Origin of the sequence: Sphingobacterium sp. UDSM-2020, from assembly GCF_016132525.1 — a bacterium.
In the GTDB taxonomy this organism is placed as follows: Bacteria; Bacteroidota; Bacteroidia; order Sphingobacteriales; family Sphingobacteriaceae; genus Sphingobacterium; species Sphingobacterium anhuiense.
This window is the reverse complement of sequence record NZ_CP066166.1, coordinates 35,152-55,600: the sequence shown is the minus strand read 5'-3', so window position 1 is coordinate 55,600 and position 20,449 is coordinate 35,152. Positions and strand designations below refer to the sequence as shown.

The 20,449-nt window shown below is 34.7% G+C and carries 16 protein-coding genes and 1 pseudogene; 8 read left to right on the top strand and 9 right to left on the bottom strand.

Translation table 11 applies throughout. The features are described 5' to 3' along the window. Positions 1–45 precede the first annotated feature (45 nt). The gene (locus JAZ75_RS00325) at positions 46–426 is read right to left on the bottom strand and encodes a VOC family protein (RefSeq protein WP_208699611.1); all 381 of its coding nucleotides are present in this window, start codon (positions 424–426) and stop codon (positions 46–48) included. A gap of 866 nt (positions 427–1,292) precedes the next feature. Here JAZ75_RS00325 and JAZ75_RS00320 point away from each other — a divergent pair. From JAZ75_RS00320 to JAZ75_RS00305, 4 genes and pseudogenes are all read left to right on the top strand, one after another. Next, positions 1,293–2,003: a hypothetical protein gene (locus tag JAZ75_RS00320; RefSeq protein WP_208699610.1), complete on the top strand. Its 711-nt coding sequence runs from the start codon at positions 1,293–1,295 to the stop codon at positions 2,001–2,003. A 120-nt stretch (positions 2,004–2,123) separates the two neighbouring features. Further along, positions 2,124–2,765: a hypothetical protein gene (locus tag JAZ75_RS00315; protein WP_208699608.1), complete on the top strand. Its 642-nt coding sequence runs from the start codon at positions 2,124–2,126 to the stop codon at positions 2,763–2,765. Between the two features lie 10 nt (positions 2,766–2,775). Next, positions 2,776–3,005: pseudogene (locus JAZ75_RS26160) on the top strand (acetyltransferase); the annotation flags it as partial. Between the two features lie 912 nt (positions 3,006–3,917). Further along, positions 3,918–5,954, top strand: coding sequence for a glycoside hydrolase family 97 protein (locus JAZ75_RS00305; protein WP_208699606.1), 2,037 nt, complete (start codon positions 3,918–3,920; stop codon positions 5,952–5,954). Positions 5,955–6,221: 267 nt separating this feature from the next. Here the strand turns inward: JAZ75_RS00305 and JAZ75_RS00300 are convergent, their stop codons facing one another. The 6 genes from JAZ75_RS00300 to JAZ75_RS00275 form a co-directional block, all read right to left on the bottom strand. Further along, complete coding sequence (locus JAZ75_RS00300; RefSeq protein ID WP_208699604.1) at positions 6,222–6,698, bottom strand: hypothetical protein; 477 nt, start codon at positions 6,696–6,698, stop codon at positions 6,222–6,224. Between the two features lie 450 nt (positions 6,699–7,148). After that, the gene (locus JAZ75_RS00295) at positions 7,149–8,573 is read right to left on the bottom strand and encodes a serine hydrolase (protein ID WP_208699602.1); all 1,425 of its coding nucleotides are present in this window, start codon (positions 8,571–8,573) and stop codon (positions 7,149–7,151) included. After that, complete coding sequence (locus JAZ75_RS00290; RefSeq protein ID WP_183912440.1) at positions 8,570–9,013, bottom strand: MarR family winged helix-turn-helix transcriptional regulator; 444 nt, start codon at positions 9,011–9,013, stop codon at positions 8,570–8,572. Before JAZ75_RS00290 ends, JAZ75_RS00295 begins: the two co-directional genes overlap by 4 nt. A gap of 211 nt (positions 9,014–9,224) precedes the next feature. After that, a complete protein-coding gene (locus tag JAZ75_RS00285) occupies positions 9,225–9,944 on the bottom strand; it encodes a DUF2071 domain-containing protein (RefSeq protein WP_208699600.1) in 720 nt (239 codons plus the stop codon). A 192-nt stretch (positions 9,945–10,136) separates the two neighbouring features. Then, a complete protein-coding gene (locus JAZ75_RS00280; RefSeq protein WP_208699598.1) occupies positions 10,137–12,338 on the bottom strand; it encodes a TlpA family protein disulfide reductase in 2,202 nt (733 codons plus the stop codon). A 105-nt stretch (positions 12,339–12,443) separates the two neighbouring features. Beyond that, positions 12,444–13,580: a hypothetical protein gene (locus JAZ75_RS00275; protein ID WP_208699596.1), complete on the bottom strand. Its 1,137-nt coding sequence runs from the start codon at positions 13,578–13,580 to the stop codon at positions 12,444–12,446. Positions 13,581–13,774: 194 nt separating this feature from the next. Here JAZ75_RS00275 and JAZ75_RS00270 point away from each other — a divergent pair, with 194 nt between their 5' ends. The 4 genes from JAZ75_RS00270 (at position 13,775) to JAZ75_RS00255 (ending at position 17,942) form a co-directional block, all read left to right on the top strand. Beyond that, the gene (locus tag JAZ75_RS00270; RefSeq protein ID WP_208699594.1) at positions 13,775–14,278 is read left to right on the top strand and encodes a YfbM family protein; all 504 of its coding nucleotides are present in this window, start codon (positions 13,775–13,777) and stop codon (positions 14,276–14,278) included. A gap of 243 nt (positions 14,279–14,521) precedes the next feature. After that, entirely contained in the window at positions 14,522–16,735 is a 2,214-nt protein-coding gene (locus JAZ75_RS00265; RefSeq protein WP_208699592.1) for a sensor histidine kinase, read from the top strand. Next, positions 16,728–17,357 carry a response regulator gene (locus JAZ75_RS00260; protein ID WP_132773625.1) on the top strand — a complete coding sequence of 210 codons (630 nt, stop codon included), beginning with the start codon at positions 16,728–16,730 and terminating at the stop codon, positions 17,355–17,357. The genes JAZ75_RS00265 and JAZ75_RS00260 overlap by 8 nt, the downstream gene beginning before the upstream one ends. A 111-nt stretch (positions 17,358–17,468) precedes the next feature. Beyond that, positions 17,469–17,942 carry a hypothetical protein gene (locus JAZ75_RS00255; RefSeq protein WP_208699590.1) on the top strand — a complete coding sequence of 158 codons (474 nt, stop codon included), beginning with the start codon at positions 17,469–17,471 and terminating at the stop codon, positions 17,940–17,942. A 590-nt stretch (positions 17,943–18,532) separates the two neighbouring features. On the opposite strand, the gene JAZ75_RS00250 is transcribed toward JAZ75_RS00255, so the two are convergent. Both JAZ75_RS00250 and JAZ75_RS00245 read right to left on the bottom strand, forming a co-directional pair. Next, complete coding sequence (locus tag JAZ75_RS00250) at positions 18,533–19,489, bottom strand: alpha/beta fold hydrolase (RefSeq protein ID WP_208699588.1); 957 nt, start codon at positions 19,487–19,489, stop codon at positions 18,533–18,535. 407 nt (positions 19,490–19,896) lie between these two features. Further along, positions 19,897–20,445 (bottom strand): hypothetical protein, encoded by a 549-nt coding sequence (locus JAZ75_RS00245; RefSeq protein ID WP_208699586.1) that lies wholly within the window; start codon positions 20,443–20,445, stop codon positions 19,897–19,899. Positions 20,446–20,449: the final 4 nt, after the last annotated feature.

Genomic DNA, 20,449 nt, shown 5'->3' with positions numbered 1-20,449 from the left:
AACAATAAATAGAAAGGGAGCCAAACTGTAATATGGCTCCTTTTTTTACTTGTTCGTTTGGTGTAAAGCAATTCTATTCCCCTCGCTATCTTCAAACTCAGCAACAATAAAACCAAGTAAATCATTTATAGTTTTTGGATATAATATTTTTCCACCTTCCGAAATAACTTTTTCAAGTGTTGCATCCATATCTTGCGTCTTAAAATAAATAATAACACCCTGTTTGGTAGGTGTATAGGCATCACCTTTAGCCAGCGCTCCAGAAATACCACCACTAGCTTCCTCAAAAGGGAAAAGGGACATTTCATAACCATCGATGATTTCTTTTTCGAATTTAAAATTGAATACTGCAGTGTAAAATTTCTCCGCACGATTTAGATCATGGACTGGAATTTCAAAGTAGATCACTGGGTTTGTTTGGGACATAAGGGTATTTTGTTTGGTAATATATTATTGTTCTTACTGATTTGAAGAAGGGGCAAGTAGCACTGTTTTAATTTACCTGTAGCAAAATTAAATGCTTTAGTAGAGATTTCATCCAATTGGTCAGTAAAAGAACTGTGCAAAGCCAACATTAACATGATTTGTATTGAAATGTATTTTTCATCTTTTATAAAGATTCTGCATGGATGTTTTCTAAATTTTTAATGACCAATTTAAAATAGCGTCCATAACATCGATCCAATACGGTTTATCATTGCCCTGCTTATTGTTGATCTCAAAAACTGTAAATTCAATATTCACAATTTTGTTTTTTTGAGCAATGGCTACTTAAAATAAAAAAGCAGATAAAAGCAGAGTTTTCATTTAAACACATATTGGATTATCTGTCTAAGATAATAGTTTTTCCAATTTTTTAATTCATATTGTTTAACTAATATTGATCATGGAACTTTTTATAATTACGACTTATATTGATTTTAAATATTTCTCTCGAGCAATACTTTTGAAATTGGAATATTTTCAAACTAGGTTCTGACGTAAGGGTTAAGGTTTTTGATAATAATCAAAATGAGATATTCGAAATGCTATTTTCTAAATTGAGCAAGTAAGCATAAGGTTATTTAATAAGTGATAACATATAATCCTCTTGTCAAAAACTAGTTTAATTATATTAATTTTATAGGACAAAGTTATGCCTCTGAAATAATCAATTGAGCAACTTGGCATTTTAAAGATCTTGTATACACACGAGACCGTTGATCTGGTTTGGGAAAATATACGATTTTGCAAAAAATCAAATTCTTTTTCGAAGCCAGGTTAAGATGTTATAATTAATAACTTTATTTCAAATGAATCAAAAATATCTACTTACATTACTTTTGCTTACATTAAGCCATTTTACCTACGCACAATTTGCAAAAATTATTGATAAAGATGGCTATGTAAATGTGAGGAAGCAAGCGACAATTACGAGCGACATCGTTTCAAAAATCAATACAGAGGAGATTGTGTATGCATTTCCCGATGAAAAACTGCGAGATTGGGTTATTGTTGACTATACCGATCGTCAAAATGAGAATATTACTGGATATGTACACCAATCTAGGATTAAACTAATCGAATCCTATGAAAAGATCCCAATTAAATCCTTTAATGATAGCATTGCAAAATTTATATCGAAAGATGTTTCTGTGGAAATTAAGTCAGAAAAATTTGATTACAAAAAAAATAAAAGATACTTTTCATCGACAAAATATGAGGATTATATCGTTGAAGACAAATTCATAGGGCAACAGGTCTGGGGCACAGATGGTACAGTTCCTGCAAGCCATTATACATCCATAACAGCTACGATAAAAGGAAGAATTATCCAGATCCCAAAAAAGGAAATTGAGAACTTATTTAATGTAAATAATGAGTTTGCAGGATGTTACTATGACAATCTAAATGATACTTTATACATCACTACTCTCAATGGTGATGGAGCGGGAGGGTATGTTGTATTGTTTAAGATAGAAAAGGGGATCTATAAAGCTAGAGTTGTAACAATGCCCTTTTAGCATAATCAGGGAAATTTCAGTTTTGATTAATACGCACAAACGACGTCAGGCATATAAAAAAATAAATAAAATAGGTAATCATACAAGTTGCGATACTTATCACTTCATCAACCAAATAAAATGAATAACATCAATAAATATTTTTACCGCTCTTTTATTTTCATTTTAATTTTAGTCCCGACGCATGTATTCTCCCAAAGTATTAAAAATAAAAACAAGTATACTTACGAGGTAAGAGAAGAAAAGGGGGACTTAAATCACGATGGTAAAATCGATAGAGTAACTGTAAAAATGGATACTATAGATGAAACCAGGCCGTTAAGATTGCAAATTTTCTTATCTCAACCTAGCGGAAAGCTAGCTTTGACGGCATCCTCAGATAAAATTATCGAACCGCAGTATCCCACCGAAAACCAAGGCAAGTTTAATGGCTATCAAATTCCTAGTTTCTTTATAGAAAATGGAATATTAAAAATGTGGAGCGAAATTAAAGGTGGAAATATTACCTACCACTTCAAATATAAGAAAGGGAATTTTGAATTGATTTATGTCGATAAGCTTATATACAGTGCTACCAAAGGTTATATTGATGAAAATACGATATTCACAGAAACTAAATTTGATTTGATTACAGGTATTAGAACCGAATCTGATGAAAAGTTAGGATCTACTAAACCGCTGGCGGTTCGAAAAAAAAGAGTTTTAATAAGACCTTTACCCAAAATACAAGATATTAAATTTTCTGATAAAGATCTTTATTAATTATATAACAGTTTTACCCGGTATAAAAATAGGTGATGGTGCTATTATAGCTGCAAATTCTACCGTCACACGTGATGTGGAGCCCTATTCGATTGTAGGGGGGGGAATCCTGCAAAACTCATTAAAATGAGATTCTCACAGAAGAAAGTACAAGAGCTTTTAGACTTGCAATGGCGGGATTGGGATATTGAAAGGATAACCGAAAACCTGGAGTATCTTACTAAAAGGTTAGAAGAGTAAAAAGGGGCCTTGTCTCGGTTGGACTTTCGTTTTTCACTCTCCAAATTTCAGTCTCTATTTTTAGTTCAGATAGCCCTAGTGCTTATATTTAAGCAATTATAATTAAAAGTTGACCCGACTCTTTTTCTTCTCCTGAAGTCCATTCTTAAACGAAGGAATTTGGACTATCAAAAGTGAATATTCCAATTTTTCTATAGACTTCATTCACATCCTAATGCCAGATTTTTAAAAGAATACAATATATGTATCACAGATATTGTATTAGGCAAACAAACTCATTTCAGTAAAAAACGGAAGCTAAATGAACATATATCTTGGGTATGTGCCATAGTGGTCATTGAATATAAAAGCAGTAATAAAGATTTTTTCTATCTCAACTCTATCATAATAATGATACCTATTTGATGGTTCATAATTTAAAGGTTTTTTATGGTAATATAGCATGTACATGTAGCAATATTGACTTATAATATTATATAGATTTACAATATTATTGTACTACAATATTGCTTAAATACTGTATAGTTACCAATTAGATATTCGTATGTACATCTTATGGGTATATAATCTGATTTATAAATCTTTATCCTTTATTAAGGAAGAATGTATTACGCAGTTAACTGTTTTCGATGTGGAATCTGAAATTAAGTTTGATAAAAAAATACAAAGATCAGGAGTTGGTTTCATTGTTGAAAGTAAGTGGGGGAGTCAACGATTACTCTCAATTTATGAAAAATTCTGAAAGGGTTTTTTCTTTCAGCTCTGGATTCGGAGTGTTAAAATGAAAGTGGAGAACTCGAGTGCTTATTTTCTGGTGGATACGCGATATAAGGTCAGCTATAACAGGAATCTGAAGGTATATGGATGAAGTCCAAAATTTATGTAACTCCGAAAAAAAACAAAATCGTACATATGACCAATACAACCATTAAGGCCGTAGGCCTGCTTTTCAGCAGTACATTTCTATACGGCTGTTTACATGCACAAAATTACACATTAAGCTCACCACAATCGATTTTAGATGAAAAAGAAATTGCAGCAGGAGTACTCAGACTAAATGTAGATATCTTAAAAGATGATATTCGTTATGCTGTTGAATACAAAGGTCAGCCAGCTATTTTGGCTTCTCCCTTAGGTATGGTGGTAGATAACCAAAACTTAGCGAGCGATGTTACCATATTAAATGTTAAAGATACGCAACATGACGAAACTTATAAGAGTCGTGGCAATCACGAATTCAATCGCGATCATTATATCGGTAAGACTTTCGAGCTGAAGCATAATCCAACCGGTCAGGTTTTCTATTTAGATACCCGCGTTTACCCAAACGGTATAGCGATCAGATACCGCCTTGAAGCAAAAGAATCCCGTGCTATCTATGATGACAAAACAACCTTCCAATTTCCACAGGGTACAAAAGTATGGTATTCCAGCGGACCCTTTCAGTATGATTGGTTGCAACAGTATCAGCACCGTGATCTAGCAAAGATCGAAGGTGAGCTATTGGCACCGCCACCTACTTTCTTATTGCCCAATGGCGTTTATGCCTCCATTACAGAGAGCAATCTGTTCAATTTTCATGGAGCTGTCCTGTTCGGAACAAAAGCCAATCAGGTCAAGTTTGGTTTTGTGGAAAACAAAGGACATGTGGTTACTGGAGCTAAGATCGGACTACCGTCCAGTCAATACTGGCATGAGAAAGTGACCGGACTTCCCTGGATCGCAAAACCAAATACCGATTCGAATGAAATCGTATCTCCATGGCGTGTGCTGACCATCAGTTCGGATCTGAACGGCCTAGTTAATAATGATATGGTCAGCAATGTTGCCGATAAACCAGATCCAAAGCTTTTTCCTAAAGGCATGGAGACCGAGTGGATCCATCCAAGCCGTTCCATTTTCACCTGGTTACGGGAAGGGGGAGAGGAACGGCTAAGTGTGGAGACTCATAAAAAATATATTGACGATTCCCCTGCTTTGAATATTAAATCGCTGGTTATAGACGATGGATGGGAAAAATGGGGATCAGAGAAAGGAAGCACTAAAAACAAATGGCAGCTGTTGCAGGAAGTCACAGACTATGCTACAGCAAAAGGAATAGATATCTGGGTGTGGAGACCCGTAGCACCGCGTTATGGCAATGGTAGTGACATCGGCCTAAATTTACCCTCAGAACGTCGTGCATTTATGAGGAAATGTGCAGAAATAGGGGTCAAAGGCCTAAAGATCGATTTTTTCCACACGGAAAATGAATACACCGTTAATCTAATGGAAGACATCTTGATAGATGCAGCAAAAGAAAAACTGATGGTCATTTTCCACGGCGTGAATAAACCGACTGGAGATTCGAGAACCTATCCCAATCTTCTAGCAAAAGAAGCAGTAAGGGGTTTAGAAACCGTTGGCGGAGAAAATTCATGGGCTCCAGGACCACCGTGGCCATATCACAATACCGTTATTCCTTTTACACGTTGGTTAGCAGGGCCTGCAGATTATACCCTGCTCAATTTTAGAGCCTTTTGGCCAGGAGGAACGAGCTATGCGCATCAGCTGGCTTCCATGTATATCATGACTTCACCATTTTTGATGTTTGCAGCAGATATTGAAGATCTGCAATCTTCTCCAGCGCGGAGTTTTATTGAAAGTGTTCCTGTGGAGTGGGACAAAACAATTGTTTTGCCGCAGAGTACTATTGGAGAATTAGCGGCATTTGCAAGAAGAAAAGATGATCTCTGGTACCTCAGCGTGCTGCATGGTGAGGGAGTCAGATCAGAAACTTTTTCACTTGACTTTTTGCCCAAAGGCAAATACAAAATGGAACTCATTCAGGATAATACAGATGATGCCAAGAAAATCATAATCAAAACATCAGTGGTGACATCTAAAAGTAACATTAAACACGATTTTATATCGGGGGGTGGTTTAGTCGCCCGTTTTATCCGTCAATAAATTTAAATAAAGCGTCCGTTATATAACGGACGCTTTATTTTGTGCAAAAACAAATTGATTTACCTGTCTTAATAACTTTCGTAAGAAAGAAAATATTACCCGAAAGGTGATAGATTAAAAAATGATAATCCGTTTTAAAATATAGCCGATTGAAGCCACATGTATGCACTTTCAAAGCACCATTTCCAGTTTCATGTTAGCATTTAATTTTGAAAGTTTTTGTGTTGCCTGATAACTTTCCTGAAAAGTATGCCTTTCATGGCAGGATTAATTTTGCAAATCTGAAGTATAAACCACTAATTCCAAATCTTTGTTAAAGGTAATAAAAGAAAAATCTGTGCTTATATTATTACTGTTATAACGGATGATTTCGGCCGACTCGAAGTCACTTAATGCTAACGCATAACTTGGATCTTTTTGTACCATTAATACATTCTTGTAAAACAATACATAACCCAAAAGGGGTAAGTGCGTGTTCATTTGACTGTTCAGATAGTTAGTGTAGAAAACGATTGAGCGTTCGTCACTAAAATCTACTTCAAAATCCACACGTTGCTTAGTAACCAAAATGCCTTCATTTCCGTGAACCGGAACTACAGCAATCGGTTCTGGATTGCCAGTTAGCATCGCCCAATCTGGAAGTGCATAAACAAATTTGTCGCTGTAATCAGCTTCTATTTTTTGTTTAGCGAAAGCGATTCCCTTTTGGATGATCGTGGGATCAATGTCATTAAATCTATTCATATCATAGTGCTATTTGTCTAAAAATAGTATTCTTTCTGATTTTCACTTTCTTTTTGCGTTACTTTGTGCAGCTGCAGGTCTCGCTGTTAACACAATCGTAATGAAAGTATTTTTTATCATCTACTTAAGTTTGGATAGGAAAATCAGAGATGTTTTCTACAAAATTACAGAGAATGGCTCACCTAGATTACCCCTCGAATCAGGGATATTGCAAAGAAATGTAGGAGGCTTAACTTAGCGCAAAGTTCTTCCTCTAATTTTAGCTCATTAAGTAAAATATTTTTTAGAGATACTTACAGAAAGAAATCAATTGGTTGCGTAAATGTTTCGGCTTTATTTATATAGAGCCCCGAAGGGCTCTATCATTTCATCAAGAAGAATTATTTATGATAAAGTAATTAACTGCTGTTAATTTTACAGCTTGCAGAAGTTGGAGTATTACGTTGTATTTTACTTTATCAATTCTTTTAACTTTTCCTTTGCATTCGTGTTTTCCGTGTTTAATGCTAAACTTTTTTTATAATTTTCAATAGCTTTTTTAAGATTACCGTCCATCATATAAGCTTCTCCTAAAGAATCGTAAGCTTCATACGATTTCGGAAAAGATAAAATTTCGAGTGTGAATACGTCTATTGCTTTTTTATATAAACCTCTTTTAATCATCTCGTACCCTTTGGCATTCAGGTCTGCTTCAGATAGTTCTAATCTTGATTCTTTTATAAGAATTTTAGCTTCATCAAGACCCTTATCCAAACAAGTGTTGATCACTTTTTTGGTGTAAAAATAAGTATCTAGCTTTGGTGTTGAACCAGCAATTGTTTTTTCAATAAAAAAACGAGCATCTAAAAATCCTTGATCCAGGTCTTTATTCGTAAGTAGAATTACAGTATAATTTTGTTTGTCAAATATCCGCCATTCAGCACCAACACCAAAATGTCCGCCACTGTGGCCGTATATTCCAGATCCTTTTGCTCCTGCAAACTGCATTCCGTATCCATACCAACCATTTTCAGATTCCTTTTTCATAAAATCTGTATACTTAGCATTTAAGAGCTTATTATTTTTAAATGCCAATGCAAATTTATACAGATCATTTATGGTGGTATAGCCTCCTCCCGCAGAACTACCCTTGACAGCACTCATAAAAAATGTTTTTTGTAATTGGTTTGGATAAACATCCGAGAGTGTATAGTTTTCTGCTTCATTTTCTATAATATGGTCAATATCAAAATTGCCCGTATTTTGCATGTTTGCTTTAGCGAAAATATGCTTTTTAATATAATCTTCATAAGGCATTTTACTCACAGTTTCTATAATTCTACCGAGCACAATATAGTTTGTATTCCTGTAAGAGAATTGCTCATTCGGCTTAAATTCCAACGGTTCATTTTCATATAAATCGCTAAGGCTTTCTATTGTTCTAAATTTTACTTTAGAAGAATTCAAAAACTTATCCGAATAAAAATAATCAGCCAGCCCACTTCTGTGCATGAGTAATAATCTAATTGTGATGGAATCTCGTGCTACCTTATTTGGATAGTTTGGGAGAAATTTTCCAATAGGATCATCTAAGGATAATTTTCCAGCTTGGATTAATTGAAATATAGCAACTGCTGTGAATGATTTCCCTATGGAAGCATAAGAAAACTTTGTGTCCGTATGATTTTTGACTTTGTGTCCCAAATGAGCAAACCCATAAGATATCTGCAATAAAACATGATCATCTTTCGCTATTAAAACAGCACCGCTAAAACCGTCTAAAGAATCCAGATAGCTAACAATCTCCCTTGCTATAGTGTCTTGCGAAAAAGCGGTTTTATTATTCGTACAAGAAAATATAATGGTGACAACTAATAGTTGGATACATTTTTTCATTTCATAGATGTTTTACAGTTTTGGGTAATTTTGTTTAATATTTCAAATAATTGTTTTAATTCTTGTTCTGACAATGAGTTTAATGCAATCTCTCTATTTTTCTTTATAACAGGATTTAGTTTTTCAATGATTTCTTTACCACTAGGTGTGATTTTTAACTCCGATTTTCGTTTGTCAGCATCGTCAATAGTCTTTGTTAGATAGTTTTTGTTTATCATCAACTTAATTATTCGGGTCATTGATGCATAATCCTTAAAAACTAAATCGGCAATTTCAGATTGACTTTTATCCTCTCTGTCAATGATAATTAGAATCAAAGCTTGGTCCACAGTAATTGTTGGAACTATACTGGATATATTCTGTTGACATAATCTACGATAAGCTTTTATAGTTTCTTCAATGGAGTATAATACGGTGCTAGTTGGAGTTTCGAATTTCATATTTACTTGATATATCAAACAAATATAATTATTTACTTGATATATCAAGTAATTTTAGAAGATAAGATCACGTAAGTGTTAAGTATCGCTATGAATGGGTGTATTCATTATTATCTATTCGAGATTGATTTAATATAAACAAAATTTGATCAAAGTATCACGCTTTTTAAAAGCTTGTAAATCAAGAATATTTTTAATCTCTTAATAAGTGTTAGCAACATTGGTTGATAGTTTTCAATGATTTCCATTCGTGTTCAATGTTTTCCATCAATAAAGCGTTGTCAAATTGTATTGAACCCGTTGGAAAGATGTCTTTATTTTCGAAAAAACTTGATTTTACATTTGCTACTTCAAGCGGTTTAACTTCCCATTTATACGTTTCAAGTTTTAGACCGTCAAAATTTTTTCCATTAGGGGAGTAGCCAACAGATCCGTTCTCAAAAAATGCTGAAACATTTTCTATAGTTTCAAATATGGAGTTATCGTTTAGCTTATGGTTCAATTTTGCGTCAATCTCAATTATTGTATGATCAGAACTCACAAAGTCAATGTGAAAATGATTGTTTTGCTCTTTCACATTAAAGTTTGCTAAATAATGCTTTCCTGGAAATATTTTTCCTCCAACAAGTGCGTTTAGTTTTAAAGATGTATCACGCCTTGGAATATAAACACCTTCTTTAGTTTTACCATTTTCATCCCATTCAACAGCAATTCTATGAGCTCCGTTTTCAGAATTTACGCCGATGAAATTCGGAAGTCCTTTTGGTTTGATGTTTTTAAGCCTTATCAGGCAAATGCCAACTATTGCTTTTCCTTTATAAAGCTTTGGCCGAAAAGGTTTTGGTAAAATTTTCTCGACAAACTCCGGCTCAGCAACATAGTTTACTAATATTCGTCTTTCAATTATTCCGTGAATTGTTGGGATTCTCATTTTATATTGCGTGTTTTGATACCATTACTACTAATATTAATTAGTTTATAAACCAAGACCTATTGGTAAAAACACCACGTAGTTACACTTAGTTTTAACTTGTCCGTTAGAATTGAAAGCAACAATAAGAAATAGGGGTGTTAAAGTATATAGCCATTTTAAATATGACAACTATAAGCCTATTTCATCTGTTTATAGCTTACTTAATTCCAAGACTAAACTTTCCCAGTCGAATCCAAATTCTGTAGGAATCAGTTTCCCTTCTGGTGTAAGGATGTATTTGCTTGGATATCCACGGACTTTATAATTTTGTTCTACTTTAGAATCGGACATCAGTACCGGTATTTCATAATTATTGTTCGTTAAAAAGCGTTGCACTTTTTCTTTTGTATCACTACAGGCAATGCTCATAAAATTAATTTTGCTCATTTTATCCTGCTTTAGTTCCAGGTAATACTTGTTTAGTTTTGGCATTTCAGCAACACAAGGACCACACCAGGTGCCCCAAAAATCGACGACGGTCCATTTTCCAGCCAATTGCGCGGATGAAAATTCTTTATCCTGCATATCTTTTAGCAAAAAGGACGGTGCATCTGCAAGTTTTGAAATAATCTCTTTCTTGAAAAAATCATTGAAACTGCTCTCAGCATAATTTTCTCGATAAAAAGATGATAAGCTTTTAAAACTACTCGCAGGATTATTCAAAAACTCTTGTATATAGTTTTGTAGAGCCGCATCCTTTTTCCCCCTCTTACTTAATAACACCATATAATCGTCACTGTAGTTTTCTTTTGATTTTAAAAAGACGCGGTCATAAAAAGTTCCATATTCCTTTTCAGCAGAATTTTTTGGAGAATAATAGGCCGCTTTTTCCAAAAACAGGAGCGCCTGATCTTCTTGGTCTACTGGTGTCTTTTCATACGCCAGATAATATGCATAAGCTAAATGAGCTTTTTGTAGGAAACGTTTCTTATTTGCCTCGTCTTCATACAGAGCTGTAATTTTATCGATTATTATTTGCATCGTCTGTGCATCATATCTACCATGTTCAGAAAGGATCTTCTGAATCAAAAGTGCATAACGACTGGCATTTCCCTGATTCCAGTAATCATTATCCATATCGAGCACTTCATTTTGGATTTGTTTAAGGCTATCTAAATCCTGTGTCTGCATTGCCTTTGCCCATAGATACATTGGTCTTGCCGCAACTCGTTCTCTTTCGTCAAAATGATTGGCAATAAGTTCTAGCTTTTGCAGAGCGGGTCTGTCAAGAGAGATGATGTATTGACTTAGCGATTGTTGTAAATATTCGAAGAGTTGCTTATCATTCAGTAGCGGTATAATTTCTTTAAAATGATCGTCCGAGATATTGTCCGATGTCACCTTATTGCTGAGATGATAAGAACCTGCTAGCAACTGTGGAGATATAGATGATAATGCATTCGCGTACTGTTTATACTGCAAATTTTGTAAATGCCCCAATTTATTTTTAACGTAATCTCGGTTGCCTGCATATTTCGCTTCGTAGAGCTCTATATACCGTTGTAATTTAATACTATCTGTTTTATCATTTGTATTTATTGCCTTACTCCAATAACTACCTTTTATCAGCATATCATAATAATCATTATCATTAACCTGTCCCGTATATTTATTAGCCCGTTCTATTGAACTGGAAGAGTGGCCGTTTATCTTTTTGCCATTCGCATCTAAAAATGAATAGTTAACTATTCGATTTTCATCTCGTACAAGGTGGGTTTTAGGATCAAAGCTGGTACTTCCTTCCGTTGTTGAAGAGCTGTCGCTTTGCGAATAGTTGACGGCAATTTCAGACTTATTCTGTTTTACCATATGGTATAGTAGACCATTTTTTGTGATATCAGATTTCTTCAATGCATTTTCATCTGATGATGATAATGCCGCAAAATAGAGAGATTGCAGCAGGTTACCGTATTCTGAAAATGTATTGGTTAAGGCATTTTCAGCAATATCATCTTTAATTTCCCATGCAGTAAGTTGCTGTCTTATCTCATCCTTCCATTTCAGCGTATCTATGCTTACTACTCCCTTATTGACTGTAAATTGCAAAGGTTTTGTCAAACCATAGATGTCGGAGATCGCGGCTGTCGAAGTCAAGAAATTTTCCCCTTTGTTCAGGTCTTCAGTAGAAAATATACGGTCTCCATTTTTACTTTCAAAACCAGTTACGCGCAATTCCATAAGATCACTTTGGCTGGCTACCTTCTTTAGTTTTATTAATGCTATATAATAGGTTTTTTCATCAGCATTTCGGTTGTAATTGCTGTTTTTTTTTACGATATAATGAACGGTTGGCTTCTTTTGTGCCACAGCCACTTGTACACACAAACTGACCACTAAGAGTAAGTACTTCATCGGTTAATTGGTTAAATTACTCTAATGTAAGAAAATTAATTGAAGTAGTTATTTACCAAGTAATTTTTAATTACTCTAGTGGCGTATGTTTTCTTTTGAGCTTATTTAATGATTTTGTTTACCTGTTTTTGGGGTCTTAGTTAGTTCTGGAATGAAAACCAGATAGTCATAACCTTTTATAATTCTTTCTAGCGTTAAATCCTCCACTTTAAGCTTCTTTTTAGAAATAGCTTGTTTCAGAGGTCTTAAATCATAGGTATACCAATTGTCATCTTTCACAACGGTTAAGAAAGGTTTATATTCGTCTAAATCAGCCAATGTTTCACCTTCACCCTTTCCGATAATCATAATATGCAATGAGTTGCGGTAATTTGCCTCTTCAATATTAGACACTAGGTTTCCAATATCAAATACTTCCATTAAACTCTCTCCTTTAGGCATGTGATTAGCACCATATTTGAATAGATTCTTTTTGTCTTTCCATTCAGGGAGTTTTTCAAGAATCAAGTGTTTCAAGTATTGAATTCTTAAAGGATGAATTCGATTTAAATAAAGTTCTTTGCTTAATTGGAGTGCTTCAAGTTGCTCTTTTTCGTTTGCGGATAAATTTAGAGCGCTCAGTGCGTCCAATTTAGCCTGACAATCATCAGAGAACAAATAGAATGTGGTGTTGTGTTTTGTGTCATAGGCAGCCGAATTAGCGATCATCTGCTTATAAATTTCTATTGCTTTATTATTTTTGGATTTTTTACTCAGTTCAGAAAAGAGTAACTGGTCTGAAAATAAACTAATTTGTTCAGCTCCATATATCTTGATGTTCTGTTGAAGTATGTTTTTATACAAATCAAACTCAGCCTCACCTTGTAAAAAAGATAAAGCAGAACCGTTTTCATTGCGGAATTTGTCCAGTTCAGCAGGGGATAAGGATTTAATTTTTGTTGATATGGTATTGATTGTATAGGGATCAATTTCCATAAAATAGTTATCGAACTTAATACTATTTACAATCGCATTTGTAAAGTAAGGGATTTCACTGGTGAAATGGTATTCGCCCAATAACACAGAATTGTTTTTGCTGATTTCACCCTGAAGGGTAGCCCATCCTTTTCCTTCGAATGCGTTGCTATTATTTTTTTTAAAAGTGGAATAGTTTTTTTGAATTAAGCTATCCATTAGTGAGGTTTGCGCATAACTGAAATTGGCAATAAAAAGGCTTAGAATAAGGAGTTTGGTTTTCTTCATATTTTTTTTAGAAAGATACAACATATTGATAAAATATATCACTACTTTTCATCGATGCATTTTTTTTTAAAACAGGTTGATAAGATCAGGTTGTCAATCTTTTTATTAACTAAGTTTTAGTAAAAGTCAAAATAAAGTTGAAATATCAAAACTCTTTGCTTTAGAATAAAATTAAAATTAGTTAATTTTATTGGATGGGAATAATACAACAATATCTACGAATAGACCAAAGTACTTTACTGCGTTATCTTGATAACAGTCAGTTATTGGAAGATGACCTTTTTTCTACTTCTAATTCTGAAAAAACAAACCTATTAGACATCGGTAAAAGCTGGGATGGCTTGTTTTACGTTGTTACAGGTGAACCCTTAAATAATTACAAAATAGTGCCCCCACCTTTGCAATGGCTAATATTTGGTCCCAATATACTTGACGTGGAACAGGATATGGGATATGGCCCTGCGAAATACCTTACGTCATCCCAGACTGAAGAATTATTAGAAGCTGTGAATGACATCTCTGAATCCTCTTTATCAGATCGATTTGATGCCGAAAAAATGAATGAGGAAGGTGTTTATCCTGAATTTTGGGAAGATCCTGAAGCGCTAAATTATCTGATTCAGGAATTCCGAAAATTGAAAGAATTTTTGCAATTAGCGGTAGCAGAAAATCAAGCTGTGATTACCTTCCTTTGTTAATTTTATTTTAAGGGCCAGAAGCTATATCAGCATTTTTCTCGCCGCTCCGAACATCAATAAGTACAAGATGCTGTAAAAATAATAGCAAATAGAATGGAATATCTTATTATTGTTTAACTATTTTGTCTTTTTACGAGCATTTCAACGGTCTTTTCATATTTTGGTTTAATTATAAATTGTTAAAGAAAATATGATTATAAAAAGATGTTGTTCCTGTCCTAAATCTTGCTTTCAAAAGCAAACATGAAAATCTGTACAGTGAAGAAGTATTTAGTATTAATTTTAGTGATGTTTTTCTTCGGGAAGCTTAGTGCTCAGAGTGCTGTTGAAACCGCTGGAAGTGAATATCATCAGGTCGCTGAAGGCAGTGAGCAACAGCTACTGTTGGCGGGCAAATATGCGCATGCACTTTTTTTTAATGGTCAGCAAAAGGAAGCGATGGAGTTGCTACAAAAAAATATAGCTAGAGCATCTAAAAAGCTTGATGGACAATACGCTGCACAGCTGTGTGGTATTGCCGCAATGAACAGCAAGATACTAGAAGATAATACATCCGCTAACAGATATCTCGCGCAGGCTAAAATATTTGCAAAAAAAACCAAAGAGCTGAGCATTAAAGGATATGTGTCGTATTGTGAGGGTTGGATGCATGCGAGAAATAATCAGGAGCAACAGGCGATCCGATGCTTCCAGAACGCTTTAGTGTTTTACGATCAAGCCCCTCAGACAGATATCGTTATATCTAGAAAAACTGCAATTTATAAGGAGCTATCATCGATCTATTCAAACTGGAAAACATATGACTTACAGGAAAAATACGCTAAACTTACTCTGGAAGTCGCTAAATTAAGAAATAGACCCATGGATATATTTGACGCTTACATGTCTATGGGATATAATTATCAGGAGCAGTACATCAATCAGCCCGAAAATGAGCATCTTCGTAACCAGTCTGAAAGTTATTACCTCCAAGCTATTAAATTCTATGAAAAGAACAGCTCAACAATGGCTGTGCCCTCTGACTTATCTTTTGCCGCAATTAACCTGGCCAATCTGTATTTACAGTATTATCCGGCGTCCTATAAAACAAAATCGCTCCAGTATGCGCAACAGGGACTAGAAGTTGGACAAAAAACAGAACAATATGCCCAGGTAGCTTCGGCTTATGGAATAATGGCAGAATATAGCATGAAAGAAGGTGATACAGAAACCGCAAAAAAATACCTCCTTGCTTCATTAGCCGCGCTCATGAAAGATACTGTAATAGAAAATACGATTGCCCTTAGCTTATATCAAAAGCTCGCAGAGGTATATGAGACAGAAGGTCAGTATCATGAAGCCTATCATTACTATAAACAATATGTCAAGCTCTACGAAGAAGTTTTCAATGCAAATAAAATGGAACAGGGGCGCAGATTAGAAGCGCAGTTTGAAAAAGAGAGACAGCAACAACAGTTGATAAGACTGCGATTTGAAGCCGAAAAGAGAAAACAACAAATCTCGTTGATGCATGCGCATAATAAGGCGCAGCTGCAGGATTTGGAAAACTTAAAATTAAATGAAGAAATTCAGCGTCAGCAGATAGAAGTTATCCAGCTAGAGGCAGATAACAGAGGTAAAGAACTTAAACTTTCACGTGTTGAGATACAGCAACGGGCAGCACAACTTAAAACTTCTCAAAAAGAACTTGCATACAAATCAAAAATAAATTCAGTCTATTTTTTCCTTATCCTGACATTTATCATAGCTGCCATGTTGATCTATTATGCTTATCGCCAGCATCTCAAAACATTAAAACAGAAAGAAAGCCTACAGGTTTTGGTCTCCATGTTAGAGGGGCAGGAAACCGAACGTTCACGTATCGCCAGAGATCTTCATGATGGATTAGGCGGTATTTTGTCCGGGACAAAAATCACTTTATCCGGTCTTACGCTATTGAATGAGAATGATTCCAGTAGAAATACACTGAATAAATCTTTAGATCAGCTCGATGTTGCTGTAGTCGAGTTGCGCCGCATTGCACATAACCTTATGCCTGAACTATTGGATAAATATGGCTTGGAGGAAGCTCTTAAAGAATATGCTGAACGCATGAGTAACGATGAGCTTGAGATTTCCAGTCAATTTGTGAAGTTGGAAGCCGACCTTTCAAAAGATAAACAAATAGTCGTCTACAGAATAATCCAGGAGCTGGTAAATAATGCGGTGAAACATGCTCAGGCTTCACAGATTATAGTGCAACTGTCGCAACACAATGATCATATCCTGATCACTGTGGAAGATAATGGAAAGGGCTTTGATCCGCATCTTGCAGATGGAAAAAAATCAGCCGGAATACACAATGTACAGTCTCGCCTCGAATTTTTAAGCGGGAAGATGCATATTTATTCCCGTACCGGAAAAGGTACAAGTATAGAAATAGAGTTTCCGATAAATAATAATCCTTATTATGGTTAATATAGTAATTACTGATGATCATCCGATGATGCTGGAAGGTTTAAAAAATATTCTAGAGGCAGAACCCGATTTTAAAATTTTGGATTGCTTTACAGATGGTAAATCAACACTAGAACGGATTAAACGGATTAATCCTGATATATTATTGCTTGATATTAATCTTCCTGATACGAATAGTATAGAGTTAGTCGCCTTATTTAAGAAACGCTGTCCACATATGAAGATTGTTGCTATCAGTGTTCATAATGAATACGCTGTCATTAATAGTATGATCACACAAGGTGCGGACGGATATATCCAAAAGAATGCTTTAGGACCGGAGATTATAGCAGGTATTCGGAGCGTGTGTCAGGGTGAACTTTTTTTGTGCGCGAAGACTAAGTTAAAAATGAGTAAGAAAGACAATATTGGTCTTCAAAATGTACCTAAGCTCACGCGCAGAGAGAAGGAAATATTAATGGAAGCAATCAAGGGATCAACTACCGTTCAAATCGCCGAAACTTTATTTATCAGTCATCATACAGTTGAAAGTCATAGAAAGAATCTCATCGAAAAATTTGAGGTGAAAAGCATAGCATCTGTCATCAAACTTGCACTTGAATATGGTATTCTTCGTGACTAATGGTCAAAAAACCACTACATTCAGGGATTTGCTGAAATTTTTTCATCCTTTAAATTTGTTTATCCTTCAGAAGAGGTTTTAACAAATTATCAACACAAAAAATAAAAAGAGATGAAAAAAGTGATTTCAGGAAGTGCTGCTTTAATTATGTTCTGCACACTTTTAAGTTGTGGCCAAAAGAAAGATGCAGTTGCCTATAACAATGAACTGATGACGATTATCAACAGTGAAGAGGTACATATTAGCGAAATGAACAGCGCAATGCAGTCAAAAAAATATGATGAAGCAGAAAAAGTAGCCCTAAAATGGGACCAAGCTGTAAAAGAAGACATTAAAAAGGTTGAAAAAATTGGCGATTTCAACGGTGATGACCATTTGCAGCAAGCCATTCTAAAAGGGTTGAAAGGCTATGGTAAAATTGTTTCAGAAGATTACCCAAAACTGATTAATATTAGAAAGAGTACTACCCAAGATCCGGTGGTAGAACAAGGATTATTGGACAATATTAATAAGGCATTTGAAGATATGGCAAATGGTGTCAATGTCGCTTCAGATAAATTTGAGAAAGATTACGCCAAAAAATAGATACACATAAGAATAAATAAAATAGCCGATGATGGAAATCACCGGCTATTTTCGTATAAGTGCGTTAAGTTTGAATGCATATGTTTATTAAGGACTACGTTATGACATGTGGCTTTTTATGTTAGTATCCAGTGAAACAGAACGAAGTGTTGATGAATATTTATAATTGTCGACTAACTGTCCTTGTTCATCTCTCTAATAATAACTGTAAAGATTATCGAAGTAATTCCATCAATAAGCATTGATTGATGAGCGTTTAGCGCAAGACTTTCTAATTATAAACAACTACTTATCGTTATTTAGTTGAAATATGTTAATTACGAATCAACTTAAACAGCCGATCAGAATAACTTTTAGAGAAAGAGCTTATCGACCAACTTTGCGTTTTAGGTTAACATGAGGGCATCCTCAAAGATGAAGGGGATCTATTTACGAATTTCAAAGAGAAGCTGAGGTTGAAGCCGAACTGGATAAAGTATTTTTTATGCTTAAAAATATGTATACGTTAAAGACTTTGCCAGGGATTATGAATTCCGCAGTATTTGAACGCTTCTTTCAGTTGGCCTCAACAAATTGCAGTTATATTTTGCTCAATTATTTTGTTTTCCTAAAAACGACTCAAGCTCTGCTACAATTCGTTTCGATTGAGTATGATGTAGATAATGAGAACCGGGCAATAAGATTAGTTTTCCCTTATCCACGCTGTTGGCTTGCTCTTGGTGCAGTTCTGTCCAGCCTTTGACAGCCGAGTTTTCGTCTGCAAATAATAAAACCGGCAAATCTTTCGGGAAAGCTAGTTTTTGTGCATCATTAAAACTATTATTCAATGATGTAGCTTCTCTGCCCAAAGTACTGTTTCCGGTCACTTTCATCGTAATCATGTGCTTTTGTTCAAAACGGTGTGCTTCTGATTCGTCTTTAGGTTTTTCGTCACCGAAAAACTTAAAAAATGCACGCATTACACCAGCTTTGGCTAAAAAATCCAAAGGTGCCGAATTATAACCCGGCCAAGGTTGTGTTGGCACGCTCGTATCAATACCTACAAAAGCGGTTGCTCTACCTGGATATTTATTGATGTATGCTAAGCTATAAAGCCCAGCAATTGAATGCCCCATTAGTATAAAACGATTTAGATTTAATTGCTTCACCACTTCGTGGATTTCTTCCGCCATATTATTCAAATTGCGTTCACGATTTGTTTCACTGCTCAATCCATAACCAAAAGGTTCAATCGTGATCACTGTATATTTTTTGTCTAATTCTCTGATTAATGGTTCAAAATCCAATCTTGGGCTTGCCGTTCCAAATCCGGTGAGTAATACAATCGTGTCTGCACCTTGTCCATCTATTGTCGTATTTATTGTACCGTCAAAAATTTTTATTTTTTGACCATAATCTTCAATTTTATCCGCTTCGCTGTTTAAATTGATTTGATGAATCACAAATGTCGCAAAGAGTAAAATAGCGATTATCAGTACAATTCCGATGATTGATTTCAAGAATATTTTTGATATTCTCTTGATGAGCGAAGGACGGTTTTTATCCATTTTTTTTAATTTCGTTATGATTTTACAGGATTACAGCTTCAATATTTAATCGCGTAGATATTCTTTCTAGCTAAGTATGATAAAAGGAATCTGATGTTTATCGACGGCATCAGATTCGATTGTCAGATTGCCTTTAAAGACACTTGAGCACATATATTTGTGGATTTTGACTACAATAGCGACAGAAGTTTTTAATTTTTGTTTCTCGATATTTCTATGCGCAAATCATCAGTCAAATGTCAACAACAAAACTGGGGTGGAATCAATATCGCCACATAATTTATATAAGGTCCCACATTGGTGCAGGAGACCTTTCTATTTTTACTGTACACTCATGTTATTCAAGAATATATTGATATTGGTTTATTAGGGTTGGAAGTGATGACAATAAAGGCAAAATCGCCACTTTATTCCAATTTATATTTTGGTATTTGATATAATAGAACTATTGCCCAAACCTGTAATACTGTCTGTACTATATTAATAATTCCTACAACTGGAGTTCGGGTTATAGTTAAAAGCATGAAGGGTATGTATATAATTCCCAAAATCATACATACTAATAAAATATATTTTGCACCATTACTTCCTTTGCTAATCATATAACCAATTCCAAACATGAACCCCAAAATAATAATTGCAACAAAAATGGAGAAGAATGAAAAAGGTAAGTCAGGAAATAATATCATATTTACAATCCCCAGTGTCGCTGATATGTAAATTAAGTTTGCCGCTTTTTTGTGATTTTCATGAATGATAATTTTATCTTCTTCAGACTTCTTTTCAATCATCAATGTAATTCTTTCCGTATCTTCAGGAGTAAAAATCCGACCACGTGATTTCAGAATTTCGTATGCAAATTGACTTGCTTGAGGTACAAATTTATTGTCCTCTTGAAGATAATACTCTAATTCTTTGTCAGTTTTAGCTTCTAAAACTTTTCTTTTTACACTCATTATT